Source organism: Rahnella sp. JUb53, assembly GCF_004346065.1.
GTDB classification, from domain to species: domain Bacteria; phylum Pseudomonadota; class Gammaproteobacteria; order Enterobacterales; family Enterobacteriaceae; genus Rahnella; species Rahnella variigena.
The window spans coordinates 46,623-70,189 of record NZ_SLYT01000011.1; the positions used below are offsets into that span (position 1 = coordinate 46,623).

The window sequence follows — 23,567 nt, forward strand, 5'->3', positions numbered from 1 at the left end:
AAAATTATGGCCACATTCTTAACGGCAATCTTCAATCGAAGCCAGCACCATTTCATGTGATACGCCGGAGCGTACTTCAGACTGACCAATGGCTTTTGGTAAAACCAGACGCAACTCGCCAGCCAGCACTTTCTTATCACGCATCATGTGCGGCAGATAAGACGGGGCGTCCATCACTTCGGGACCGGTTACCGGTAAACCCGCACGAGTCAGTAACGCTTTCACCCGGGCAATATCACCCAGACTGAATTGCCCAAGACGATGAGCCGTATAACAGGCCATCACCATCCCGGCCGCCACAGCCTCGCCGTGCAACCAGTTGCCATAACCCATTTCTGCTTCAATAGCATGGCCGTAAGTATGGCCCAGATTCAGCAAGGCGCGCAGTCCGTTTTCACGTTCATCGGCTGCCACCACCTCGGCTTTCAGCTCGCAGCAACGACGGATGCAGTAAGCCAGCGCGTTCATATCCAGCGCCAGCAGAGCGTCCATGTTGTCTTCAAGCCAGGTAAAGAAGTCGGCATCCAAAATAATGCCGTATTTGATGACTTCCGCGAGACCCGATGACATTTCACGGGCAGGCAGAGTTCTCAGACAGTCGAGATCAACCACCACCGACGCAGGCTGATAAAACGCGCCGATCATGTTTTTTCCGAGGGGATGGTTTACCGCTGTTTTGCCGCCAACAGAGGAATCGACCTGAGATAGCAGCGTGGTTGGCACCTGAACAAAGCGTACACCACGTTGATAACTGGCTGCGGCGAAGCCGGTTAAATCACCGACAACGCCGCCGCCAAGGGCGACAAGCGTGGTATCACGTCCGTGCGGCTTTTCAAGCAGCGCGGAAAACACGTCATTTAGAACAGCCAGGGATTTGTATTGTTCACCATCAGGCAAAATCACCTGATCAACACGAACGCCTGCCTGCTCCAGCACTGAACGGATTGCGTCCAGATAGAGAGGGGCGAGGGTTTCATTGGTCACTATCATGACCTGATCGCCTGCCTTTACCGGCATAAAAGAAGCCGGATCGTGGAACAATCCGGCAGCAATCGTAATGGGGTAGCTACGCTCCCCTAACGTTACGGTAATCCTCTCCATGTCGTGCTCTGTGACCTTCTTTAACTGACACCCTCAGGCAATGATGGAAACCAATAATCAGTTACTTTCCAGCATGTTAATAATCTGGTTAGCAACGACTTTGGCACTTTGATCATCGGTACGAATAGTGACGTCGGCAATCTCTTCATACAAAGGATTGCGCTCTCTCGCCAGTGCTTCAAGCACTTCACGTGGCGGAGCACTCACTTGTAATAATGGACGTTTTTTGTCGCGTTGTGTACGCGCCAGTTGTTTTTCGATGGTAGTTTCAAGATAGACGACAACGCCACGCGCTGACAAACGGTTACGGGTTTCACGTGATTTCACGGAACCGCCACCTGTCGCCAGAACAATGCCTTGTTTTTCGGTCAGTTCGTTGATCACTTTTTCTTCGCGGTCGCGGAATCCGTCTTCGCCTTCTAAATCAAATACCCAGCCCACATCAGCTCCGGTACGTCGCTCAATTTCGTGATCGGAGTCGAAAAACTCCATATTGAGTTGCTGAGCTAACTGTCGACCAATAGTGCTTTTGCCGGCACCCATAGGCCCAACCAGAAAGATATTGCGTTTCTCTGCCATGTTTTTCGGTATTACTAAGACAATTCGTTGATGATAACCCGCCCCGCCAATCAAATTAGCGGCGGGACCTAAACTGAAACCTCATGAGCGATATAGTGCGAGATCAGAAAAAAATTATCTCAACACTCTTGGTAGTTTGGCAACCGAATAAATCACTTTGCACGCCGCAGGAGGGAAACCGTACGTTTTTATCGGCGTGTCTGTCGTAATAAAAAGATCACGGTGCTCAATTCGGTAACCCTTGTAAGCTAAATCGACGGCAGCGTCAAACGCAGAAGCCTCTTGCGACACAAAAAGTTGCATGTGCTCAACGTTATTGTGCAATTTACGTTAAGTCAGAATACCCGTTTATCGCGTGTGGATTAGGGTCGGAGTGATAAAAATCACCAACTCACGCCGCTGTTCACTTGTGTACTGATGTTTAAACAAGGAACCGACCACCGGCATGTCGCCCAGCAACGGCACTTTTGTATCTGTTTTTTGATTTTTACGCTGAAATATCCCGCCAAGCACAATGGTTTCCCCATCCTTCACCGTCACCTGAGTTTTAATTTCCTGCTTGTCGATAGCCAGTGCCTCGCCTTCTGACTGTTTTATACTTCTTCCCGGCATGTTCTGGCTTATCTGTAAGGCCATCTGAATGCGCCCGTCGCGTAAGATCTTCGGCGTCACTTCCATCCCGAGCACGGCTTCTTTAAATTCAATGGATGTGCTGCCACTGGCGCCGCTCGAAACCTGATAAGGAATTTCGGTCCCCTGCTTGATACTGGCGGTTTGCATATGCGCCGTCATCAGTCGCGGGCTGGCAATAATATCCACCTTATCTTCCTGCTCAAGGGCGGTCAGTTCCAGTTCCAGGATCCGCCCGCTGATGTGCGCCAGATTGAAGCCCGCCGTAAATATCGGATTCTCAACCGGCATTCCCATACTGAAATTGTTCATACGCACGGCTTTCGTGATCGGCTCATCACCGGTAAAACCCCATTGCACGCCTAACTCCCGCAAGCTCTCACTGTTCATCGTCACGATATGTGCCGCCAGTTGTACCTGCTGTAGCGGGAAATCCATTTCTTTTATCCACGGCGCAACAACGTCCAGCGCCTCCTGCGTATCCCGTAATAAAAGCGTATTGGTTCGGGTATCGGCCGACGCATTGCCTTTCACCGAAAGCAAAGACCCTTTTTGGGTATTCAGACTCTGCGCAGTATCTTTGGCATCCGCATACCGCAGCGGCACGGTCATGCTGATTATCGGGCTGTTCAGCGCCCGTTGCCCGGCGGCATCTTCCTGCTGCTGTCGCTGAATCAGCGGATCAACCACCGGAGACACGAGTAAAACATTGCCCTGCAACTCGCTGGTGAGGTGACTCATTTTCAGGATGATGTCGAGCGCCTGCTGCCACGGCACCTCTTTAAGCTTCACGCTGATTTCGCCGTCCACACCCGGTGCAGTGACCAGATTGAGTTGCCGCGAATCCGCCAGTGCCTGCAAGACCAGGCCGACAGGCGATGACGGAAACTCCAGAGAAATAAGCGCCGGGGCAGCTTTCACCGGACTGAGGCACAGGCAAAGCAGAATAAGAGCCAGTTTATGATTGATGTATTTCATTATTTTCCTTTCCATGGAGAATCGTTTTTCTTACTTAAACGCAGAGTTCTTACCCAAGCGCAGAGTCTGGCGCAGCAAACCGCACCGTGGCTCGCTGAGACTGAGCTCCGCCTGCGAGGCGTTCAGTGTTTCAACCGTCCATGCGGGCGTTCCCACCTGATTACCGGCCTCGACTTTTGTCCAGCGGCCATCTGGCGATAACAGCCAGCCCGATTTCCGGCCATCCGCCTGTGAAATGCCGCTCAGGATCCAACCCGACATCGCAGAATCGTCCGGACATGTTGAGGAAGCCAGACGTGAAAAAGGGTCGCGCGCGGCCACAGCACCGGGTGAGTTGAAAGCCAAACCGCCGGTACCGGTCGTTTGCGTTAGCAGAATCGATGCTTTTAAACCGGAGGCAGTCATCCTGATATCCGGCTCACTGAACGCGGGATGTTCCGGACGTTGCAGCAAGGCATGAAGAAAATGTGTCAGGCCGGAAAAAGTCAGCTGCAAATCCAGCGTCCCCTGTTCTTCTGTTTTCGGCTGCTGGGCTGGCGACCAGCGAAGCAACTCTGCTCCGGCGTCTTTCAGCGGCTGAGCAAATTGTTGCGCTAGCGGCAAACTCTCTTGCACAAGAACTGCGTTATTTTGGATTTCCTGCTTCAGGGTGTTCAGCGGAGGTAAACGCAACAAATCCCTCTGAGACTGAAAAACGGTGCGCTGTGCGACCGCAATATCCCGTGTCAGTGCATCCTGTTGCTGCCACAATCCACGAAATGCGAAGACGTAAAGCAACAGCATCAGAACCAGCACGCCAGCGGTCAGAGTCAGGCCTCTCTGCCAGGCCCGTTTTTCCATCAGCGGCTCGAGGCGTTCTGAAAAAAGCCTCATCATGGCGCTTTCCCTTGTTCAGGCGCGGGACTGGCGGAACGGAATTGTGTCTTTATCACGAAGCTCAGTATCCGGTCAGGTTGTTGCTGAACATCAGAAAGGCTGACGTTGCCAAACAACCCGCTGGCCGCCAGCACGTCCCGGAAAGACAAAATATCGTGATAAAAGTGGCCCTCTCCCTTCAGCGTCAGAGCTTGCTGATGCTCCGTCATTTCAGTCAGGCTCACGTCTTGCGGGATCTGCGCAGCCACTAATTCCAGTAACTGAAGATAATCCTGACTTCGCTTCAGTTGCTGAAGAGCAGCCAGACGCTGCGCATTCAGCGTTTTTACCCGTTCCGTTGCCGCGTTCACCTCCAGCAGCTGGCGCGATAACACCTGAACAGAGGTATTCAGCGCAGATAAATGCAGTTGCCGCAGTGCCCGCTCCTGAACGAGAAAGGTGGTCAGTGTCAGAAAAGTCATCGTGATAATCGCCGGAAAACTGATAAACATTTTCAGCCAGTAACGGCTCCGGCGCTGCAGGCGAAGTTTCCGCCAGGGCAATAAATTCACCTGCAGCATCAGTGATCGCCCTGCCGCAATGCCAGCCCAACTGCGGGTGCGAAATCCCCCGGATTGACGGGCAACGGCGCGGATAACTGCGCAATAGCACTGAGGGGCGACCAGCATTGCATTGCCGGAAGTGGAGACGCTCCGCTGAAAAAGCATTCGCTGTGGCACAACGCCGCCGCGCGGTATTGCTGGCGGATGCGTTCTGACAGCGGCAGATCTTCAGGTGCGTCATCAGACAAACCAAACTGAAATGGCAAACTGTGGGGCGAGGCCCAGAGGAATCCGTCATCAAGCCGATGAACCAGCAATGCGTCACCCGGAAGGCCGGCAGCAAAAGCCGCCACCTGAAGTGCGCAGGGGGTCAGTTCGATGGCATCCGGATAAAGCTGCGCCTGAGACAGACATTCCATCCATTGCTGAATTTCCTGTTGTCTGGCTGCGGTGACCACCACCTGATTGTCGCCGTGCGGATCAGCGCGGTAATCCATCACCAGATGTTCCATGCCCAGCGGAAACTGTTTCGCTGCATGCGCAAAGATAAACGCACTGCGGGCCGGATCGCGCAAACGGGGATCCGGCGCCGCCATGCGTTGTTGCATAATCCGTTGTGCCGGAAGGGTAATTCGCAGAGAAAATGTCGTCGGGAGGGTTTTTCGCCAGCACGATAAAATGGCGATCAGCGGCGCGGTCTCATGTAATATCCCCTCCCGCAATGTGAAGGAAGGCAGCGGATGCTGCCACCAGTGACGTAATTGCCAGCCATTCCGCCGCCGCTGAACGGCGATCGCACGGGCAAAACCGGCTTGAATATCCAGACCTACCTGCCATGCTTGTAGTCTCATTTTCGCCCAATCTCCATATTGTCAGGTAAATAAAAGAACGTATCCATGTTGCTGGCTTGCCTTTATACTACCGCGCGGTTGTTTATAAACTGCCCAATTGACACTTAATGGGAAATCTCAGGTGAAGTTCGTAAAGTATTTATTGATTCTTGCAGTGTGTTGCATTTTGCTGGGAGCCGCCTCGATCTTCGGATTGTATAAATATATCGAGCCTCAGTTACCCGATGTCGCCACGCTCAAAGACGTGCGCCTGCAAACACCCATGCAGGTTTTCAGTGCTGATGGCGATTTGATCGCCCAATACGGCGAAAAACGTCGTATCCCGCTGAAACTCGACCAAATCCCACCGGAAATGGTGCATGCGTTTATCGCGACCGAAGACAGTCGTTTCTATGAACACCACGGCGTGGATCCTATCGGTATTTTCCGTGCGGCTTCCGTTGCGCTGGTGTCCGGCCATGCCTCACAGGGCGCGAGTACCATTACTCAGCAGCTGGCACGTAACTTCTTCTTAAGTCCTGAACGCACGCTGACCCGTAAAATTAAGGAAGCGTTTTTGGCCATCCGCATTGAGCAGATGATGTCCAAAGATGAAATCCTCGAGCTGTATCTCAACAAGATTTATCTCGGTTACCGTGCCTATGGCGTGGGTGCCGCTGCCCAGGTTTATTTCGGTAAAGATGTCAGCCAGCTGACACTGAGTGAAATGGCAGTGATCGCCGGTCTGCCTAAAGCACCGTCAACCTTTAACCCGTTGTATTCCCATGACCGTTCTCTGGCACGTCGTAACACCGTACTGGCCCGTATGCTGGATGAGAAATACATCACGCAGGCGCAGTACGATCAGGCTCGCGCTGAGCCGCTGGTGGCGAATTATCATGCCCCGCACATTGAGTTCTCTGCGCCGTACCTGACAGAAATGGTGCGTCAGGAAATGGTGAAACGTTATGGCGATAACGCTTATAACGATGGCTACATGGTTTACACCACCATTACCAGGAAAACGCAGCTTGCCGCGCAGGAAGCCTTGCGTACCAACGTTCTCAACTACGATATGCGTCACGGCTATCGCGGTCCGTCTAATGAATTGTGGAAAGTCGGCGAACCGGCGTGGGATCAGGACAAAATTGTTCAGTCACTGAAAACGCTGCCAGTGTATGGCCCGCTGTTCCCTGCGGTTATTACCGCAACAGATGATGCACAGGCGACGGCGACCATGTCGAACCGCGCGGTAATCAGTCTGCCGTTCAGCGGCATGCGCTGGGCGCGCCCTTACCGTAATGATAATGCTCAGGGGCCGACGCCGAAAAAAGTGTCTGACGTGGTTCGCCCTGGCCAGCAAATTTGGGTTCGTAAAGTGGGCGATGTCTGGTGGCTGGCGCAGGTTCCGGACGTCAACTCAGCTATCGTTTCGCTTAATCCAAACGACGGCGCGATTGAAGCACTGGTCGGCGGCTTTGACTTTAACCAGAGTAAATTCAACCGTGCCAATCAGGCGGTGCGTCAGCTCGGTTCAAACATCAAACCGTTCCTGTATACCGCAGCAATGGACAAAGGCCTGACGCTGGCGACCATTCTGAATGACATGCCGATTACCCGCTGGGATGCCGGTGCCGGTACAGACTGGCGTCCGAAGAATTCACCGCCAACGTATTACGGTCCGATCCGCTTACGCCGGGGTCTGGGTGAGTCTAAAAACGTGGTGATGGTGCGTGCGATGCGTGCGATGGGTGTGGATTACGCAGCAGAATACCTGCAACGTTTCGGCTTCCCGGCTTCTAACATTGTGCATTCCGAATCGCTGGCGCTGGGCTCGGCTTCTTTCACCCCGTTACAAGTTGTGCGCGGTTACGCCACCCTGACCAACGGCGGCTATCTGGTTGACCCGTATTTCATCACCAAAATCGTGGATGAATCCGGTCAGGTTCAGTTTGAAGCGAAACCCAAAATTGCCTGCCGCACCTGTAATATTCCGGTGATTTATGGCGATACGCAGAAATCAGCGGTGCTGTCCGATGACAACGTAGAAAACGTGGCGACATCGACCACCGGCAATAATACCAGCGTACCGACTCCGCAACTTGAGCAGGTCCCGCCTAACTCACCGCAGGTTGACGCCGCGCAGCAATACGCGCCGCACGTGATCAGCACACCGCTTTCATTCCTGATAAGCGATGCACTGAACTCCAATATTTTCGGTGAACCCGGCTGGATGGGAACCGGCTGGCGTGCAGGGCGTGACCTTAAGCGCCACGACATTGGCGGTAAAACCGGTACAACCAACAGCTCGAAAGATGCGTGGTTCTCAGGTTATGGCCCGAATGTTGTCACCTCGGTCTGGATTGGTTTTGACGATCACCGTCGTGATCTGGGTCGTTCAACGGCTTCAGGCGTGATCCCTGATCAGATTTCCGGTGCAGAAGGCGGCGCGAAGAGTGCTCAGCCAGCCTGGGATGATTACATGAAAGCCGTGCTGGACGGCGTGCCGGAACAGCCACAAACACCACCACCAGGCGTGGTGACGGTCACTATCGATAAGAGTTCCGGTAAGTTGTCTGATGGCGGCGGTAACAGTCGTCCGGAATACTTCATCGACGGGACTCAGCCGACAGAACATGCCGTGCATGAAGTCGGGACCACCATCATGGATAACGGTCAGGAACATGAACTGTTCTGATGCGTAAGCTGTAAAGCAAAAAGCCGGTCTGCATCAAGCATGACCGGCTTTTTTAATGGGATTTTATCGGGGAATTCAGCGGGCGTTGCGCGTCAGAAAATCATGCGCAAGGAACAGAGCGCTGACGTTACGGGCTTCGCAAAAATCAGGGTGTTGCAGCAATTCCATCATCCGTGAAACCGGCCAGCGGGTTTGCGGCAACGGTTCCGGCTCATCGCCTTCCAGACTTTTCAGGTAAAGATCTTTGGCAATGACGATATTCATGCGGCTGGAAAAATACGAAGGTGCCATAGTCAGTTTGGCCAGCACATCAAAATGCCGGGCACCAAAGCCGACTTCTTCCATGAGTTCGCGGTTAGCCGCTTCCAGAATACTCTCGCCGGGATCAATCAGCCCTTTAGGAAAACCCAGTTCATAGCTTTCAATGCCGACAGCATATTCGTGGATTAACACCAGCTCATTATCAATGACAGGAATAATCATCACCGCTTCGCGATCTGAGGGCCGCATACGTTCGTAAACACGCTCTGCGCCATTGCTGAACGTCAGATCAACGGATTCAATGGTGAACAGACGCGAACGGGCTACGGTTTCCACCTTAGTGATTTTCGGTTTTTGCAGGTGTTGTGTCATTTCATCCCCAACTTATTATTCACCTGACCAGAGGTGTTCTAATGGGTTCGTTTTTCTGTTTAAAGACCGCTATCAATGAGCATTGTGCGTTATTGAGAGCCAGAATCGCAATCTTTACTGCAAACCGGTTCAGAACGCACTCATTTTTTGCACAGAAAGCCCCTAAAAAATCAGCAAAAAAAGCGTACAAAGCATCCGAACACTCACGCTGGTCACATTTTTGCTGTAACAAAAACATTGAGACATCAAAATAGGATTATACCGATACCAGACAGTTCTTAAATGCAGGTATCCTCTAGCGTGGTATTTTTGTGCATAATATTCACCCAAAGAATAATAAAATTCCTACCTAAAAGGCACACGCGCGCAGAATGTGCATTCCATTTATGTATAATACTTTCACAGAGTTGACGTAAGTCACCCACGTCTGAACGGGGATCGGATGAGCACAGTAGTCGTGACATTGGTGTTGTTGTGTATCGCAATCATTGCCACAGCGTCTTATTTTTGGCTTGTATTGCGCCGCCGCCAACGCGACGAATCTGTCGTGCGTTTTTCCGCACCAAGCCAGCGCAAACTTTCACAAAAAGAACGCGATGCCGTAGAACGCTATCTTCGCCAGTATGAAGGCCTCGGGCAGACGCCGATCACCCACCGTAATAATCTGATTATCCTGCAAGATAAACTGACGCTGACCACTAAAAGCGAAAATGTTTACAGCCTTAAGCGTGCAATCACCCGTTATGGCGTGGCGAGTGAAGATCCCAACAAATGGCGTTATTTCCTGGATGCGACTGAAATTCACCTGCCGCCTTTCTGGGAGCAGTACATCGCTCAGGAAAACGAAGTCGAGCTGATCAAAACGCAGACCCTGCCGCTGGTGATTTCACTCAACGGCCACACTCTGGCGGATCATGTCTACGAAGGTCCGGTGCCGGTTTCAGCGGTAATCCCTTCTCAGCCGCAGAACGCATCAATCCGCCATGAAGAAAGTGAACATATTGAACTGGTGAAAGTGCGCAGCGAAACCCGCGAGGAACGCGCCCTGACCCGTTCGAACGGCGTCAAAGAAGCGCTGGCCGTTTCGGGCATTCTCCTGCTGCTGTTCATCACGTTGCAAAGCCCGGTGATCTTTCTCCCCTGGATCCTGATGGTTGCCGCAGCGCTGGCGGGCTGGGTTATCTGGCGGGTGGTGTCTGAACGCTTTGGTAAAAACCGTAAAGAAATCCACTGCCTGCGGGGTTTACCTAAACGCTGGGGATTGTTTGGTGAGTCCAAGCAAGGTGATATCAGCAATATTTCTCTCGGTGCTATCGACCTGATATATCCGCCACACTGGCAACCTTATATTGGCCGCGACCTGGGTCAGCCGACGGATGTCGAAGTGTATATGAACAGTCAGGTTGTCCGTCAGGGCAGCATTTTGTCATTGCATGATGAGGTCAAAAAATTCCCGCTCCAGCTTTGGGGAAAAAATCTTGTACTGGCTACCAGCGCATTTCTTCTGCTGCTGGCATTACTGGTTTATGTCCCTCTTGGCCTGCCACTGAAGCTCAGCATTGCCTGGCTACAGGGCGCGCAAAGTACGCAGGTTAACAGCGTTCAGGATCTGGAAAAAACTACGCTGCGCGTTGGCGATACCCTGAAAGTTCAGGGGACAGGCATGTGTTATGTGCCACCGTCAGCTACCCGTACCGCCTCCGGTTACATGCCTTTCGATTGTTCTGCCATCTACTGGAATAATGCGACGCCGCTGCCTGTCCCGCAGTCAGAAATCATTGAAGCCGCGACGGCGTTGCAGACGACGGTTAATAATCAGATGCATCCCGGCGAAAGCCCCGAGCAAAATATCAACCCGCAACTGGCTACCGCGATTGAGAAATCCGGCATGATCCTGCTGGATGACTTTGCAGATATCGTACTGAAAACAGAAGCGTTATGCGGAAACAGCAATGATTGCGTGCGGCTGAAAAACGCGCTGGTGAATCTGGGGAACTCAAGTAACTGGAATTCACTGGTTAAACGGGCGAAAGCGGGCTCATTGCAGGGTATCAACGTGCTGTTGCGACCGATCAGTGCGCAGTCGCTGAGCGAGCTGGTGAATAACGCTACGTCGTCGTTCTTCATGCAGGAAACCCGTCGTGCGGCTGACAGCCTCAACAGCCCGCCACCAGGTGGTTTCTTAATCAGCAATGATGAAGGCCGTGATTTGATTGAAATGCCAGCTCCGCCGGTCGGGTTGTACGCCAATCCGCCACAGGATCAGTGGAAGCAACTGCAACATTTATCTACCCTGCTGCTTCACACCCCGTTCAGTGCGCAGGGAGTGATCACCAGTATCAGCGTAGATGCCAACGGTACCCGTCATATTTCATTGCACAGCGAGCCGGACATCTCGACGCTGTGGCGTTATCTCGGTACCAGCGTGTTGCTGTTCCTGTTGTTCGGAATTCTGCTGGTGAACAGCGTGTTGTTTATCCGCCGCTTTATAAAAGATAAGCGCCGCATCGACGATATCCAGCAACATTACAATTCGTGTTTTCACCCCACGCTGACGCCCGTGATGGCACATAACCCTGGCTGAAAACCGCAGGGTGGCTCTGCGCCGCCCTGTGAGATTGTGCTACCCTGAAGCCCTTCCCTGCTTTCATTTTTTCTCTCCTGCGGCGCACGGCCCCACTTCAGCCGCCAGGACATGGAGTTTTCATGCCCCCTGATTTTAACTGGAATTCCATTGATACCGTTTTACTCGACATGGACGGCACATTGCTGGATCTGGCGTTCGACAGTCAGTTCTGGTTGCAGGATGTACCGTTAGCACTGAGCCAGCAGCGGTCTATTTCGCTTGAAAATGCCCGGCAGATTATTCATGAGGAATATCTGGCGGTGCAGCACACCATGAACTGGTATTGCTTTGATTACTGGAGCGAGCGGCTGGACATGGATATCTATCAGATGACCACGAATATCGGCAAAAATGCGCGATTGCGTGACGATACGCTGCCTTTTCTGACGCATCTCCGTGAAAGCGGTCGTCAGACTATTTTGCTGACCAACGCACATCCACACAGCCTGTCCGTTAAAATTGAGCATACCGGTTTAGATCAGCACCTTGATTTATTACTTTCCACCCACACATTTGGATATCCGAAGGAAGATCAGCGGTTGTGGTCTGCAGTCCAAAAGCAAACAGGCTTTGATCCTGAACGGACTTTATTTGTCGATGACGGTGAACCGATCCTGAATGCGGCAAAAACCTTCGGTATCCGCTATTGTCTGGGTATAGAAAATCCGGATTCGACCATGGCAGATAAGTCATTTCAGGACCATCCCTCCATTAATGACTTCCGTAGCCTGTTGCCTTCGATTCACCCCGTAACAGGCCCGGCTAAATAATTCCGGTAGCGTCAGGGGAGAAAGATGAAAGGTAAAAAGGACGACGACGATAACGCAGTACGTCTCGATAAATGGCTGTGGGCAGCTCGTTTTTATAAGACCCGCGCGCTGGCACGAGAGATGATTGATGGCGGCAAAGTGCATTACAACGGCCAGCGGGGGAAACCCAGCAAGCTAATGGAACTGAATGCCGAAATAACGCTGCGTCAGGGTAATGACACCAAAACGATCACCGTTCTGGGGCTGACCACTCAGCGCCGCAGCGCGGAAGAAGCACAGAAACTGTATCAGGAAACCGACGCAAGCATTGCCAGCCGGGAGAAAATCTCCGAGGCCCGCAAAATGAATGCAATGCCGCATCCGGACAGACGCCCGGATAAAAAGGAACGGCGGACCCTGATCAAATTCAAATATGGCGATTCAGAATAAATCGCCACAAAGAGAGAAAATTATGTCTAATCACGACCAACTGCATCGCTACCTGTTCAATCATCACGCCGTTCGCGGCGAACTGGTCTCGCTCAAAGAAACCTTCCGGGAGATTGTTGCCGGCCACGACTATCCGGCAGAAGTGCGTAATCTGCTGGGCGAAATGTTAGTGGCGACCAGCCTGCTGACCGCGACCCTGAAATTCGACGGCGATATTACCGTGCAGTTGCAGGGCGATGGCCCGCTGAAACTGGCCGTGATTAACGGGAATAACAAACAGGAACTGCGCGGTATTGCGCGTCTGCAAGGTGACATTACCGAAGGCAGTTCTCTGAAAGAGATGATTGGTAACGGCTACATGGTGATCACCATTTCTCCGACCGTCGGCGAACGCTATCAGGGCGTGGTCGGTCTGGAAGGTGAAAACCTGGCGGAATGCCTGGAAAACTACTTCATGCAATCCGAGCAATTGCCAACCCGCATCTTCATCCGTACCGGTGAAGTTGAAGGCCAGCCTGCTGCAGGCGGCATGTTGTTGCAGGTTCTGCCCGCTGAAGATACCGATCCTGAAGAATTCAGTCATCTGGCGCAGCTGACCACCACCATCAAAGCGGAAGAGCTGCTGAACCTTCCGGCTAACGAAGTGCTTTACCGCCTGTATCATCAGGAAGAAGTCACGCTCTACGAACCGCAGGAAGTCTGTTTCCGTTGTACCTGCTCGCGTGAGCGCTGTGCAGGCGCGCTGCTGACGCTGCCAGATGAAGATATTCTCGAAATGCTGGAAGCGGATGGCAAAATCGAAATGCACTGCGATTATTGCGGCGCAGACTACGAGTTTGACGCGATGGACATGGCGACGCTAAAAGCGGGAGGAGATGTTCACTCCGGAGATGATCAGGTTCACTGATCGTTAACAGTTTAAAATTGAGGGACTTTTCGCCGAAGAGTCCCTTTTTTGTTTCTTTTACATAACCTTTTTGCATACCTTTCGAGTTTTTCATCACAATTCTGGAAAAACATTTACACCTCCCGTTATTCTTTGAGACTTGTCGCGGTTAAAACGCGATAAATACCTACAATAACAACTGATTTATCCCTACCGAGGGATTCAAAGTTCAGTGAGGAGCAGGGAAATGCCTACGACTATCGGGATCACCGCCGAAAAACTCGCCCTTTATGGGATCCATCAGAATAGCGAAATCGTCTATAACCCTGATTACGAAACCCTTTTTAATGAAGAGACGGCGCCGGGTCTCGAAGGCTTTGAGCGCGGGCAAGTGACAGAACTGGGTGCAGTCAATGTCGATACCGGTATCTTCACCGGTCGTTCGCCGAAAGATAAATACATCGTCCGCGATGACACCACCCGCGATACGCTGTGGTGGTCTGATCAGGGCAAAGGCAAAAATGATAACAAGCCGATGTCACAGGAAACCTGGACGTCACTGAAGGCTCTGGTGAGCAAACAGTTGTCCGGCAAACGTCTGTTTATCATTGATGCTTTCTGCGGCGCAAACGCCGATTCCCGTCTGAAAGTCCGCTTTATTACCGAAGTCGCCTGGCAGGCGCATTTCGTCAAAAACATGTTTATCCGCCCGACCGAAAGCGAGCTGGAAAATTTCGAACCGGATTTCATCGTCATAAACGGCGCGAAATGTACCAATCCTGACTGGCAGAAACAGGGGCTGAATTCAGAAAACTTCATTGCCTTCAACCTGACCGAGCGTATCCAGCTGATCGGCGGTTCGTGGTATGGCGGCGAAATGAAGAAAGGCATGTTCGCCGTCATGAATTATCTGCTGCCATTACAGGGCATTGCTTCCATGCACTGTTCGGCTAACGTCGGCGAAAAAGGCGATGTTGCGGTGTTCTTCGGGCTTTCCGGCACGGGTAAAACGACGTTGTCGACGGATCCGAAGCGCAAACTTATCGGCGACGATGAACATGGCTGGGACGATGATGGTGTCTTCAATTTTGAAGGCGGTTGCTATGCCAAAACCATCAAACTTAGCAAAGAAGCCGAACCGGAAATCTTCAAAGCCATCAAACGCGACGCGTTACTGGAAAACGTGATGGTCAGTGAAGATGGCAAAATCGATTTTGATGACGGCAGCAAAACCGAGAACACCCGCGTTTCATACCCGATTTACCACATTGAAAATATCGTCAAGCCGGTTTCCAAAGCCGGACACGCCAGCAAAGTGATTTTCCTGACTGCTGATGCGTTTGGTGTCCTGCCACCGGTTTCGCGCCTGACGGCATCGCAGACGCAATATCATTTCCTGTCCGGTTTTACGGCCAAACTGGCGGGCACTGAGCGTGGCGTCAATGAACCAACGCCGACATTCTCCGCCTGCTTCGGTGCCGCATTCCTGATGCTGCACCCGACGAAATACGCAGAAGTATTAGTGAAACGTATGGAAGCGGCGGGCGCACAGGCTTATCTGGTGAATACTGGCTGGAACGGCACCGGCAAACGCATCTCGCTGAAGAACACCCGCGCAATCATCAATGCTATTTTAGATGGCACCATTGATGATGCCGAAACGTTCACTCTGCCGATGTTTGACCTGGCCGTTCCGACTGCGTTACCGGGCGTCGACACCCATATTTTGGATCCACGCAATACCTACGCCAGCCGTGAGCAGTGGCAGGAAAAAGCAGAGCATCTCGCGCAATTGTTTATCGATAACTTTGATAAATATACCGACAACACGGCAGGTGCCGCGTTGGTCAGCGCCGGACCGAAGCGGTAATTTGGCAATAATCTCTCATCAGGCGCGGGCTTCCGCGCCTTTTTTATTGCAACCGGCCCGGCAGCATTTCAGAATGACAGCATTGCTGTCAGAGGAACCTCATATGGCGACGATTACCGTTCGCAATCTCGATGACGATGTGAAGGAACTGCTGCGTATCGCGGCGGCCAAAAAAGGCCACTCGATGGAAGAAGAAGCACGTCTCATCCTGAAACAGGTGCTCACTCCCGCCCAGCCTGACTTTGGCCTCGGTAGCCAGCTCCGCCAGCGTTTTTCATCCGTGATCGCTGAGCCACTGGAACTGCCACCCAAATGATCATTCTTAATACCTCCGTCATTTTTGAGATGATCAATCCCAGGCCACAAAAGATCGTTCTGCAATGGCTGGACGCGCAGGATGCCACACAGCTGTACCTGACCAGCCTGAGCGTAGCGGCATTTTTCACCTGGGCAGATAATCTGCCGGAGAACCAGCCGAAAGCCGCGCTTTCCGAAGCCTTGCTGGAAATGTTGAATCAGGATTTTGCCGGTCGATTACTGTCGTTTGATGCGGCAAGCGCGCTGCATTACCCGCGGATCATGACCTTGTCAGAAGCTGCCAATGTAGTGATGTCCGAGCAGGACAGACTACTGGCGGCTATTTGCCTGAATCATCAGGCGACTCTGGCGACCGATCATGGCGAAGCGTTTGCGCATACAGGTGTCGTATTGGTTAATCCGTGGGATACGGGGAACACGCCGAGATGGCGGGAAGAAGCGGCAGAGTATTATGTGATGAGCAGGAAGAGCTGAATTATGGATTGCCTTCCAAACTGGCCTTAGGTCAAGACCGTGGGCTGCCGCCCACACCGGCCTTAGGTCTAAACCATGAGCTGCCTTCCAAACTGGCCTTAGGTCAAGACCGTGAGCTGCCGCCCACACCGGCCTTAGGTCAAAACCGTGAGCTGCCGCCCACACCGGCCTTAAGGGTGGCTTATCGCCACCACCCTTAAGAATCCCCGGCTCTTTTACTGCGCGCTTCGCTCGCTGGCTATGTTTCATCAGCCGCAGCGACAGGCTGGAAATCTTGCCGCATTGCGGTGCCTTCACTCGGTCCTGAAGCCTCTGGTCTTCAGGCCGCTTCGTTCAGCAAGATTTCTGAATCGCCCGCAGCATTTTAAAAAGATAAAAAAGTGAGGTTGTAAAGTATAAACCTGAGGCCGGTTCCAAAATACCACCGGAGGAGAGGCGCAAAACCGTGCGTCTTTTTGCGCGGGTTGTAGCCCGAACGGAGGGCACCGCGCAGCGGCGGAATTTTGCGGCTATCGCATCGCTACCTGAAACATAGCCAGCGAGCGAAGCGGGGAGTAAAAAGCGGGGAGAGATCCAAGAGAGGGAAAGCACTTCCCTCTCTTGGGCGGTTTCGGCGCAACGCGATAAGTGTTCACCGCAATTGAGAAACCGAAATTGCCGCCTGTCCAACTAAAACGGGATTATTAATTCCCCCCTTAATCAAACTGGTTTCTGCTGAACCGCCACCGCTTTCAGCATCTCCACCGGTAACGGCAGATACGCCCGGATCCGTAATCCCCCGCGGTCACTCTTGCCGATATCCAGCGTCCCTGAATGGGCATCAACGATACGCTGAATGATCGCCAGACCGAGGCCGGTTCCGCTGGTGGTTCGGGCGCTTTCACCGCGCACAAATGGCTGGAAGAGATGTTTGAGCTGGTCCGGCGCAATGCCCGGGCCATCATCTTCAACCTGGAACCATGCACGCTGAAGTTCACGACCGCTGCTGACTTTAATCCAGCCATCGCCGTAACGGGCGGCGTTGACCACCATATTCACAACAGCACGCTTGATGGAAAGCGGATGCGCATTCACCAGTAATTCGCCGTCGGCCAGATCTGAATCTATTTCGCGCTCGTAGCCGCTTTCTGTCGCAATCACTTCGCCCAAAATACCGTTAAGATCGGTGATCTCTGTCGGCATTTCCTGGCCAGTGCGGAGATAGTCGATGAACTGCTCGATAATGGCGTTGCACTCTTCGATGTCTTTGTTGATCGACTCGGCAAGATAACCGTCACCGTCGCTCATCATTTCAGTCGCCAGACGAATGCGTGTCAGCGGAGTGCGTAAATCGTGACTCACACCTGCCATCAGTAAGGTACGGTCATCGGCCAGCAGTTTGACACCGGCTGCCATCTGGTTAAATGCACGCGTCACTGACCGCACTTCCGACGCACCGTATTCACGTAATGGCGGCGGAATAATGCCTTTCCCGACCTGTAATGCCGCGTGCTCCAGTTCGACCAGGGGTCGGTTCTGAATACGGATAAACAGCCACGCGCCACCAATCGCCAGCAACATAATCGCTAACGTATAACGGAACAGCGGAGAGAAATCGCCCTGATGGATTTCAGTAAGCGGAACGCGTACCCAGATATCAGGCGACAACCAGGTTTTCAGCCACACAACCGGGGTATTTTTATTCACCTCGACGCGGACATCGGTAGGCCCACCAAGCTGCTGCGCCATCTGCTGACTGAGGAATTCGTAATGCTGCGCCCAGCGCAGACCACTCTCCTCGGCTGCAGAGTTGGTATAAAGAGAAATGCCCAGTTCGCGGTAAATTTCGCGACGAAACGCCGGTGGAACAGCCAGCAACGTGCCATCTTCCAGCTGCAGCCGGTCGGTCATCAGCATACGCACTTCGTATGCCAGAACCTTATTAAACTGCTGCAGGCTGGGAAGAATGGCGAAGTTAAGCACCACCAGATAGGTCGTCACCAGGCTGACGAACAGCAAGGTGACGATTAATAACAGTGTTCGGGCAAACGAGCTACGCGGTGAAAAGCGTATTCGCTTCATGCCTTACTGCCGTCCGGCACAAATACGTAGCCCAGACCCCATACGGTCTGAATGTAACGCGGATGCGCCGGATCTTCTTCTACCATGCGACGCAGACGGGAAATCTGCACATCGATAGAACGTTCCATCGCACTGTATTCACGACCACGTGCAAGATTCATCAGCTTGTCACGGGACAGCGGCTCACGTGGATGACTCACCAGTGCTTTCAGCACGGCGAACTCACCGCTGGTCAGCGGCATAGGCTCGTCTTCACGGAACATTTCGCGGGTACCAAGGTTCAGTTTGAACTTGCCAAATGAAATGACCGCTTCCTCCTGAGAAGGCGCACCCGGCAATTCGTTAGCCTGACGACGCAACACAGCGCGGATACGGGCCAGCAGTTCACGCGGGTTAAACGGTTTTGGAATATAGTCGTCGGCACCAATTTCCAGACCTACGATACGGTCAACTTCTTCGCCTTTAGCGGTGACCATGATGATCGGCATCGGGTTACTTTGACTGCGCAGACGACGGCAGATAGACAAGCCATCTTCGCCCGGCAGCATCAGATCGAGAACCATCAGATGGAATGACTCACGAGTCAGCAGGCGATCCATTTGTTCGGCATTGGCAACGCTACGCACCTGGAAGCCCTGTTCAGTCAGATAACGTTCCAAAAGTGCGCGAAGGCGCATGTCATCATCGACCACCAGAATCTTGTGATTTTCTTGCATTTAAATCTCCCAAAGGCGTGAATGCCTGAAGCTTGTATTGTCAGAAAAGTCAGCTAAAACAGACAGCGTTTAATGGTATATATTCTAGCCGAAATTGTAACAATGATTATGGATTTCCTAATTTATCAACAATATCAGAGGAATCTTCTGCAAGCGAAGGTTGGTTTGTTACGGTTTGTCCCGCTCTGCAAAATCTGTTCGTCCTTTTTTTGGTCATTATATGAACACTCCTGCTGCAAGTATCAAAAAAATGATCATCTCAATATGCGAGCGGGAAGAAATTTCTGGTGATTATACTTATTCGTTTACTTAATAATAAAACGATAAGAATAATATTTTCTTTGGAAAATAGAACATTTACACGCCAAAGAATAATTTGAATGAATTATATAAATGATAATGATCATTGGTAGTGATGTGTCAAACTAAAAACTCAGTATCATTCAAACAGGATGGCTACCATCTACTATTCAAGGTATAAAACACTTGGTAGAATCCGGCATCTAAAGGTGATGAATTCAATTTATTGAATCAGATATAATTATCTTTAGCTTAACCTCCAATTTTTATTTCTGAATGGACGCAAAAAATGAAAACCAAGTTCAAGCTCTTAGCGGGCGGGATATTTTTGGCTATGGCAGCAAATAGCTATGCGATCGATGGTGCTATTAATTTCACAGGTGCAATTGTTGAAGAAGCCTGTGAGATTAATGGTGGTGAAGAACTCAATATACCGTTAGGGACTTATTCAGCAGCACAATTCCAGGAAATTGGTGACCTCTCGCCAAAAATCCCTTTCACCCTGCCACTTGATAACTGCCCTGTCGTTTCAGAGACCAACCTTACCCCTCACTTCCGGATATGGCTGGAGTCAGATACCGTTGCTGACACCACTGATCTGATTGCGCTTGGCAATGATTATGGTGACGCAATGGCGGATGGCGTAGGCATCAGAATTGAAGATGCGGCAACAAATAACATCATGAAAATTAACGCGCTGCCTGACATCATCTACCCAATTCCGGGTAAGGTCATGAATGTGAATCTTCTCGCATACTATGAATCGTTCAAGTTGCCTGGCGATATCACTGCCGGTGCGGCCGACGCCCGTGTGAAAGTTACTCTCGATTACAGATAAGCACCTTTAATCTTGCCCTGCAAAAGGTCAACTTTGCAGGGCATTTTATTAAGGGCTCATTCAATTACCGCATGAATATATTGCTACTGTAAGGATTCAAATTCGCATGGGTAGAAAAAATCCATATATATTATTTTTAATTATAATTTCATTATTCACGTCACAAATAACCTATGCTGGCGGAATTGTTGTGGGGCGCACCCGCGTTATTTATGACGCAGATAAAAGGGAAGCTACGCTTTCCGTTAAGAATAATGCTGAAAGCAACCCTTTCCTCATACAGTCCTGGGTTGATGCGGGGGGAGAAAAAACACGCGGTCCTTTTATCATCACTCCACCGCTATTTCGCCTGAATGCTCAACAGGAAAGTAACCTGCGTATTTCCTATACCGGCAGCGTCCTCCCGACAGACAGAGAGTCCGTTTTCTATATCAATGTTAAAGCGATTCCTTCAACGCCTAAAAATACAAAAAACGAACTTAAACTGGTCGTCAATACGCGGATAAAGCTCTTTTACCGGCCAACAAAACTGCCCGGAAAATCGTTTGAAGCACCGAAGGCGCTCACTTTCGCCAGAAACAACGGTCATCTCGTTATTAAAAATCCGAGCCCCTATCACGTGGTTTTCAGCTCACTCAGCATTGGCTCTACTTTCTTAAAAGATGTGGCAATGATTGCGCCTTTGAGCCAGATGGACGTTGTACTTCCACCGGGCACCTCAGGAAGCAGTGTGAAATGGGATGCGATTAATGACTATGGCGGAACAACAGCACGCTATGAACAGCCTTTATAACCAGACAAATAAAGCCACACCATAACTCACAGCCATTGCCAAATTATGGCACTCAGAAGTACGAGAAAACTATGCTCACGGATGAAAAATTTTTACACACGAGCTTGACTGAGGACGTTAAAAAGAACTCAGCGCCGCTCGTGCTTAAACTGGGTAGCCTGCTGGCCAGTACGGCTATTGGATTACTCGCCGCTCAGGCAGCGCATGCAGAAGATGTCTATTTCGACCCTCTGTTTATCGAGCGTAAAGCCGGTGACGTTGGGGATGTCGACCTTTCTTTGTTCCAGAGTAATGATCAGGCGCAGCTGCCTGGTAACTATGACACAGCGCTGTATGTGAATAAAAAATTAAAATTACGGCATTCAATCAGCTACTTATCCCGATCAGATGGCACACTTGAACCGCAGATAACGCCCGATATCTTGCGGGCACTGGGCGTCAATGTTGATGCTTTTCCGGCATTAAAAAGTCTTCAGCCAGATGCGCCACTGGGTTCGCTTGCACAATATATCCCTGCCGCAGACGTCAAATTTGATTTCTACCTCATGCAGCTTAATTTCAGCATTCCGCAAGCAGCGATCCTTCAGAAAGCAGAAGACTATATTGACCCGGCAAAATGGGATGACGGCGCCCCTTCTCTTTTCTCCAATTATTCCTATTCAGGCGGCCAGCGGAGTTATCGAAATGGCAACGATGACTCCAGCCAGTACCTGAATCTGCAAAATGGCTTAAACGTTGGCCCCTGGCGCGTTCGCAATTACACCACTTACAGCGACAGTGGAGATGAGAAAAAATGGGACACGATCTCGACCTACGTGGAAAGGGACATAAAATCCATCAAGTCAAAGTTACTGCTTGGTGAAAACTCAACCTCCGGGGAAATCCTCAGCAGTGTTCCGTTCTCCGGTGTTCAGCTTTTTTCTGACGATAATATGCTACCTAACAGCCAGCGCGGTTTCGCCCCTACCATACGAGGGGTTGCAAACTCCAATGCTGAAGTCACTATCCGGCAAAATGATCACATTATTTATCAGTCCTTTGTCCCTCCGGGCGCCTTTGAGATTAACGATCTTTATCCCTCATCCTACAGCGGAAATCTTGAGATAACGGTGAAAGAAGCTGACGGAACTGAACGCCGGTTTAATCAGCCTTTTTCGGCTATTCCGGTTATGCAACGCCCTGGTCGGTTGAAATACAGCGCAACAGCAGGTGTTTACCGCGCGACAGATAACAATGAGAAAGAGCCAACCTTTGCTCAGGGTACGGCTATCTATGGGCTTTCAAACACCATTACGTCCTACGGAGGCTCAGTGATATCTGAAGATTACCTCTCAGGACTCATCGGTGTGGGTTATAACCTCCAGTGGCTGGGCGGCATTTCAGCTGATGTTACCCATGCCCGTTCCACACTGGATAATAATCAGACCACCTCAGGCCAGTCGTACCGCGTTCAGTATTCGAAAAACATTGAAATGACCGACACGGATTTCAGTCTGGCGAGCTATCGGTACTCAAGTGCCGGGTATTACGATTTTGATGAATCCACACAATATCTTGATGGCGACAATGCTCTGGAACTTGACTACCACAAACGCAGTAAAATCCAGTTCAATATCAATCAGACATTGTGGGAAGGGGCGAGCCTGTATCTGTCAGGATATGAACAGGACTACTGGAACAATGGCGGCAAGGAGAAGAACCTCTCCGTCGGCTTAAACAACAGTCTCTTCGGTGTCAGCTATAACCTGAGCTATTCCTACAGCCAGCTGCAAGGTGAAGATAACGATCAACAGATATCCCTGAACCTCCGTATTCCGCTAAGCCGTTGGTTGCCACAAAGTTGGGGTACATACAATGTCTCCCATGAGAAAGGCGAAGGAACGCGCCATCAGGTTGGGTTAAGCGGAACCGCACTTGACGATCGCCGTCTCAGCTATTCAGTTCAGCAAAGTTATACCGATCAGAACAATGAGAGCGGGAGCAACCTTTACTCAACCTACCGCTCCTCCTTTGGCAATCTCAACGCAGGTTACAACTACAGCAGAGATTCTCAGCAACTCAGTTACGGCATTGCAGGCGGTATCGTGGCGCATTCCCGGGGAGCCACGCTGTCTCAACCGCTCGGTGATTCCTTTGCATTGATAGATACCAATGGCGCCAGCGGAGCACGTCTGCAAAATCTGCCGGGTGTCAGAACTGACTGGCGTGGTTTTGCTGTCGTCCCGTACCTGACTGCGTATAACGAAAACCGTATCGCAATGGACACCACCACCCTGCCTGACGACGTAGATATCGAAAATACCTCAGCCATTGTGATCCCAAATTCCGGCGCTATGGTAACGGCACATTTTGATGCCCGTGTGGGAGCCCGAGTTCTGGTGACACTGGTTCGACCAAATGGTGCCACAGTGCCTTTTGGTGCCATGGCGGCAACTGAAAAACAAAGCAATATCGTGGATGAAGGCGGTGTCGTTTACCTGTCGGGTATCCCGTTAGAAAAACAGGTTTTACTTCATGTGAAATGGGGGAATGAAGCCTCTCAGCAATGTCAGGCTCAATTCAACATCTCTGCCTCAATCTCTCAGGTGAATTCGCTGACGGCTCCGTGTATTTAAGGAT

Annotated in this window: 20 protein-coding genes; 11 read left to right on the plus strand and 9 right to left on the minus strand. The window is 51.3% G+C overall.

The window, feature by feature from the left end; all coding sequences use genetic code 11:
- Positions 1-18: 18 nt before the first annotated feature.
- The 6 genes from aroB to pilM form a co-directional block, all read right to left on the minus strand.
- Positions 19-1,101, minus strand: a complete 1,083-nt coding sequence (gene aroB / locus EC840_RS21165) for a 3-dehydroquinate synthase (RefSeq protein ID WP_112288635.1) — start codon at positions 1,099-1,101, stop codon at positions 19-21.
- 57 nt (positions 1,102-1,158) lie between these two features.
- The gene (gene aroK, locus EC840_RS21170; RefSeq protein ID WP_014333540.1) at positions 1,159-1,680 is read right to left on the minus strand and encodes a shikimate kinase AroK; all 522 of its coding nucleotides are present in this window, start codon (positions 1,678-1,680) and stop codon (positions 1,159-1,161) included.
- Positions 1,681-2,028: 348 nt separating this feature from the next.
- Entirely contained in the window at positions 2,029-3,288 is a 1,260-nt protein-coding gene (gene hofQ / locus EC840_RS21175; RefSeq protein ID WP_112288636.1) for a DNA uptake porin HofQ, read from the minus strand.
- A gap of 30 nt (positions 3,289-3,318) precedes the next feature.
- On the minus strand, positions 3,319-4,164 hold the full coding sequence (locus tag EC840_RS21180; RefSeq protein ID WP_132966943.1) for a pilus assembly protein PilO: 846 nt from the start codon (positions 4,162-4,164) through the stop codon (positions 3,319-3,321).
- The gene (locus EC840_RS21185) at positions 4,161-4,724 is read right to left on the minus strand and encodes a PilN domain-containing protein (RefSeq protein WP_132966944.1); all 564 of its coding nucleotides are present in this window, start codon (positions 4,722-4,724) and stop codon (positions 4,161-4,163) included. The genes EC840_RS21180 and EC840_RS21185 overlap by 4 nt, the downstream gene beginning before the upstream one ends.
- Positions 4,724-5,557 (minus strand): pilus assembly protein PilM, encoded by an 834-nt coding sequence (gene pilM / locus EC840_RS21190; RefSeq protein WP_132966946.1) that lies wholly within the window; start codon positions 5,555-5,557, stop codon positions 4,724-4,726. The genes EC840_RS21185 and pilM overlap by 1 nt, the downstream gene beginning before the upstream one ends.
- 121 nt (positions 5,558-5,678) lie before the next feature.
- Between pilM and mrcA the strand changes: the two genes are divergently transcribed.
- Complete coding sequence (gene mrcA, locus EC840_RS21195) at positions 5,679-8,234, plus strand: peptidoglycan glycosyltransferase/peptidoglycan DD-transpeptidase MrcA (RefSeq protein ID WP_112288640.1); 2,556 nt, start codon at positions 5,679-5,681, stop codon at positions 8,232-8,234.
- Positions 8,235-8,309: 75 nt separating this feature from the next.
- Here the strand turns inward: mrcA and nudE are convergent, their stop codons facing one another.
- Positions 8,310-8,867 carry an ADP compounds hydrolase NudE gene (nudE, locus tag EC840_RS21200; RefSeq protein WP_112288641.1) on the minus strand — a complete coding sequence of 186 codons (558 nt, stop codon included), beginning with the start codon at positions 8,865-8,867 and terminating at the stop codon, positions 8,310-8,312.
- A gap of 442 nt (positions 8,868-9,309) precedes the next feature.
- On the opposite strand from nudE, the gene EC840_RS21205 reads away from it, so the two are divergent.
- From EC840_RS21205 to EC840_RS21235, 7 genes are all read left to right on the plus strand, one after another.
- Positions 9,310-11,451, plus strand: coding sequence for an intracellular growth attenuator family protein (locus tag EC840_RS21205; protein ID WP_181955535.1), 2,142 nt, complete (start codon positions 9,310-9,312; stop codon positions 11,449-11,451).
- A gap of 122 nt (positions 11,452-11,573) precedes the next feature.
- Positions 11,574-12,263: a GMP/IMP nucleotidase gene (gene yrfG / locus EC840_RS21210; protein WP_112288643.1), complete on the plus strand. Its 690-nt coding sequence runs from the start codon at positions 11,574-11,576 to the stop codon at positions 12,261-12,263.
- A 24-nt stretch (positions 12,264-12,287) separates the two neighbouring features.
- The gene (hslR, locus tag EC840_RS21215) at positions 12,288-12,692 is read left to right on the plus strand and encodes a ribosome-associated heat shock protein Hsp15 (RefSeq protein WP_129637659.1); all 405 of its coding nucleotides are present in this window, start codon (positions 12,288-12,290) and stop codon (positions 12,690-12,692) included.
- A 22-nt stretch (positions 12,693-12,714) separates the two neighbouring features.
- A complete protein-coding gene (hslO, locus tag EC840_RS21220) occupies positions 12,715-13,599 on the plus strand; it encodes an Hsp33 family molecular chaperone HslO (RefSeq protein WP_095923811.1) in 885 nt (294 codons plus the stop codon).
- A gap of 226 nt (positions 13,600-13,825) precedes the next feature.
- Positions 13,826-15,448 (plus strand): phosphoenolpyruvate carboxykinase (ATP), encoded by a 1,623-nt coding sequence (pckA, locus tag EC840_RS21225; protein ID WP_132966949.1) that lies wholly within the window; start codon positions 13,826-13,828, stop codon positions 15,446-15,448.
- Between the two features lie 103 nt (positions 15,449-15,551).
- Positions 15,552-15,764 (plus strand): plasmid stabilization protein, encoded by a 213-nt coding sequence (locus EC840_RS21230; protein ID WP_132966951.1) that lies wholly within the window; start codon positions 15,552-15,554, stop codon positions 15,762-15,764.
- Positions 15,761-16,240 (plus strand): PIN domain-containing protein, encoded by a 480-nt coding sequence (locus tag EC840_RS21235; protein WP_132966954.1) that lies wholly within the window; start codon positions 15,761-15,763, stop codon positions 16,238-16,240. The genes EC840_RS21230 and EC840_RS21235 overlap by 4 nt, the downstream gene beginning before the upstream one ends.
- A 699-nt stretch (positions 16,241-16,939) precedes the next feature.
- Here the strand turns inward: EC840_RS21235 and envZ are convergent.
- Positions 16,940-18,301, minus strand: a complete 1,362-nt coding sequence (gene envZ / locus EC840_RS21240; protein ID WP_112288648.1) for a two-component system sensor histidine kinase EnvZ — start codon at positions 18,299-18,301, stop codon at positions 16,940-16,942.
- A complete protein-coding gene (gene ompR, locus EC840_RS21245; protein ID WP_009635740.1) occupies positions 18,298-19,017 on the minus strand; it encodes a two-component system response regulator OmpR in 720 nt (239 codons plus the stop codon). Before ompR ends, envZ begins: the two co-directional genes overlap by 4 nt.
- 589 nt (positions 19,018-19,606) lie before the next feature.
- Between ompR and EC840_RS21250 the strand changes: the two genes are divergently transcribed.
- The 3 genes from EC840_RS21250 (at position 19,607) to EC840_RS21260 (ending at position 23,563) form a co-directional block, all read left to right on the plus strand.
- Positions 19,607-20,155, plus strand: coding sequence for a fimbrial protein (locus EC840_RS21250; RefSeq protein WP_132966956.1), 549 nt, complete (start codon positions 19,607-19,609; stop codon positions 20,153-20,155).
- A gap of 106 nt (positions 20,156-20,261) precedes the next feature.
- The gene (locus EC840_RS21255) at positions 20,262-20,948 is read left to right on the plus strand and encodes a molecular chaperone (protein ID WP_132966958.1); all 687 of its coding nucleotides are present in this window, start codon (positions 20,262-20,264) and stop codon (positions 20,946-20,948) included.
- 140 nt (positions 20,949-21,088) lie between these two features.
- The gene (locus EC840_RS21260; RefSeq protein WP_243701109.1) at positions 21,089-23,563 is read left to right on the plus strand and encodes a fimbria/pilus outer membrane usher protein; all 2,475 of its coding nucleotides are present in this window, start codon (positions 21,089-21,091) and stop codon (positions 23,561-23,563) included.
- Positions 23,564-23,567: the final 4 nt, after the last annotated feature.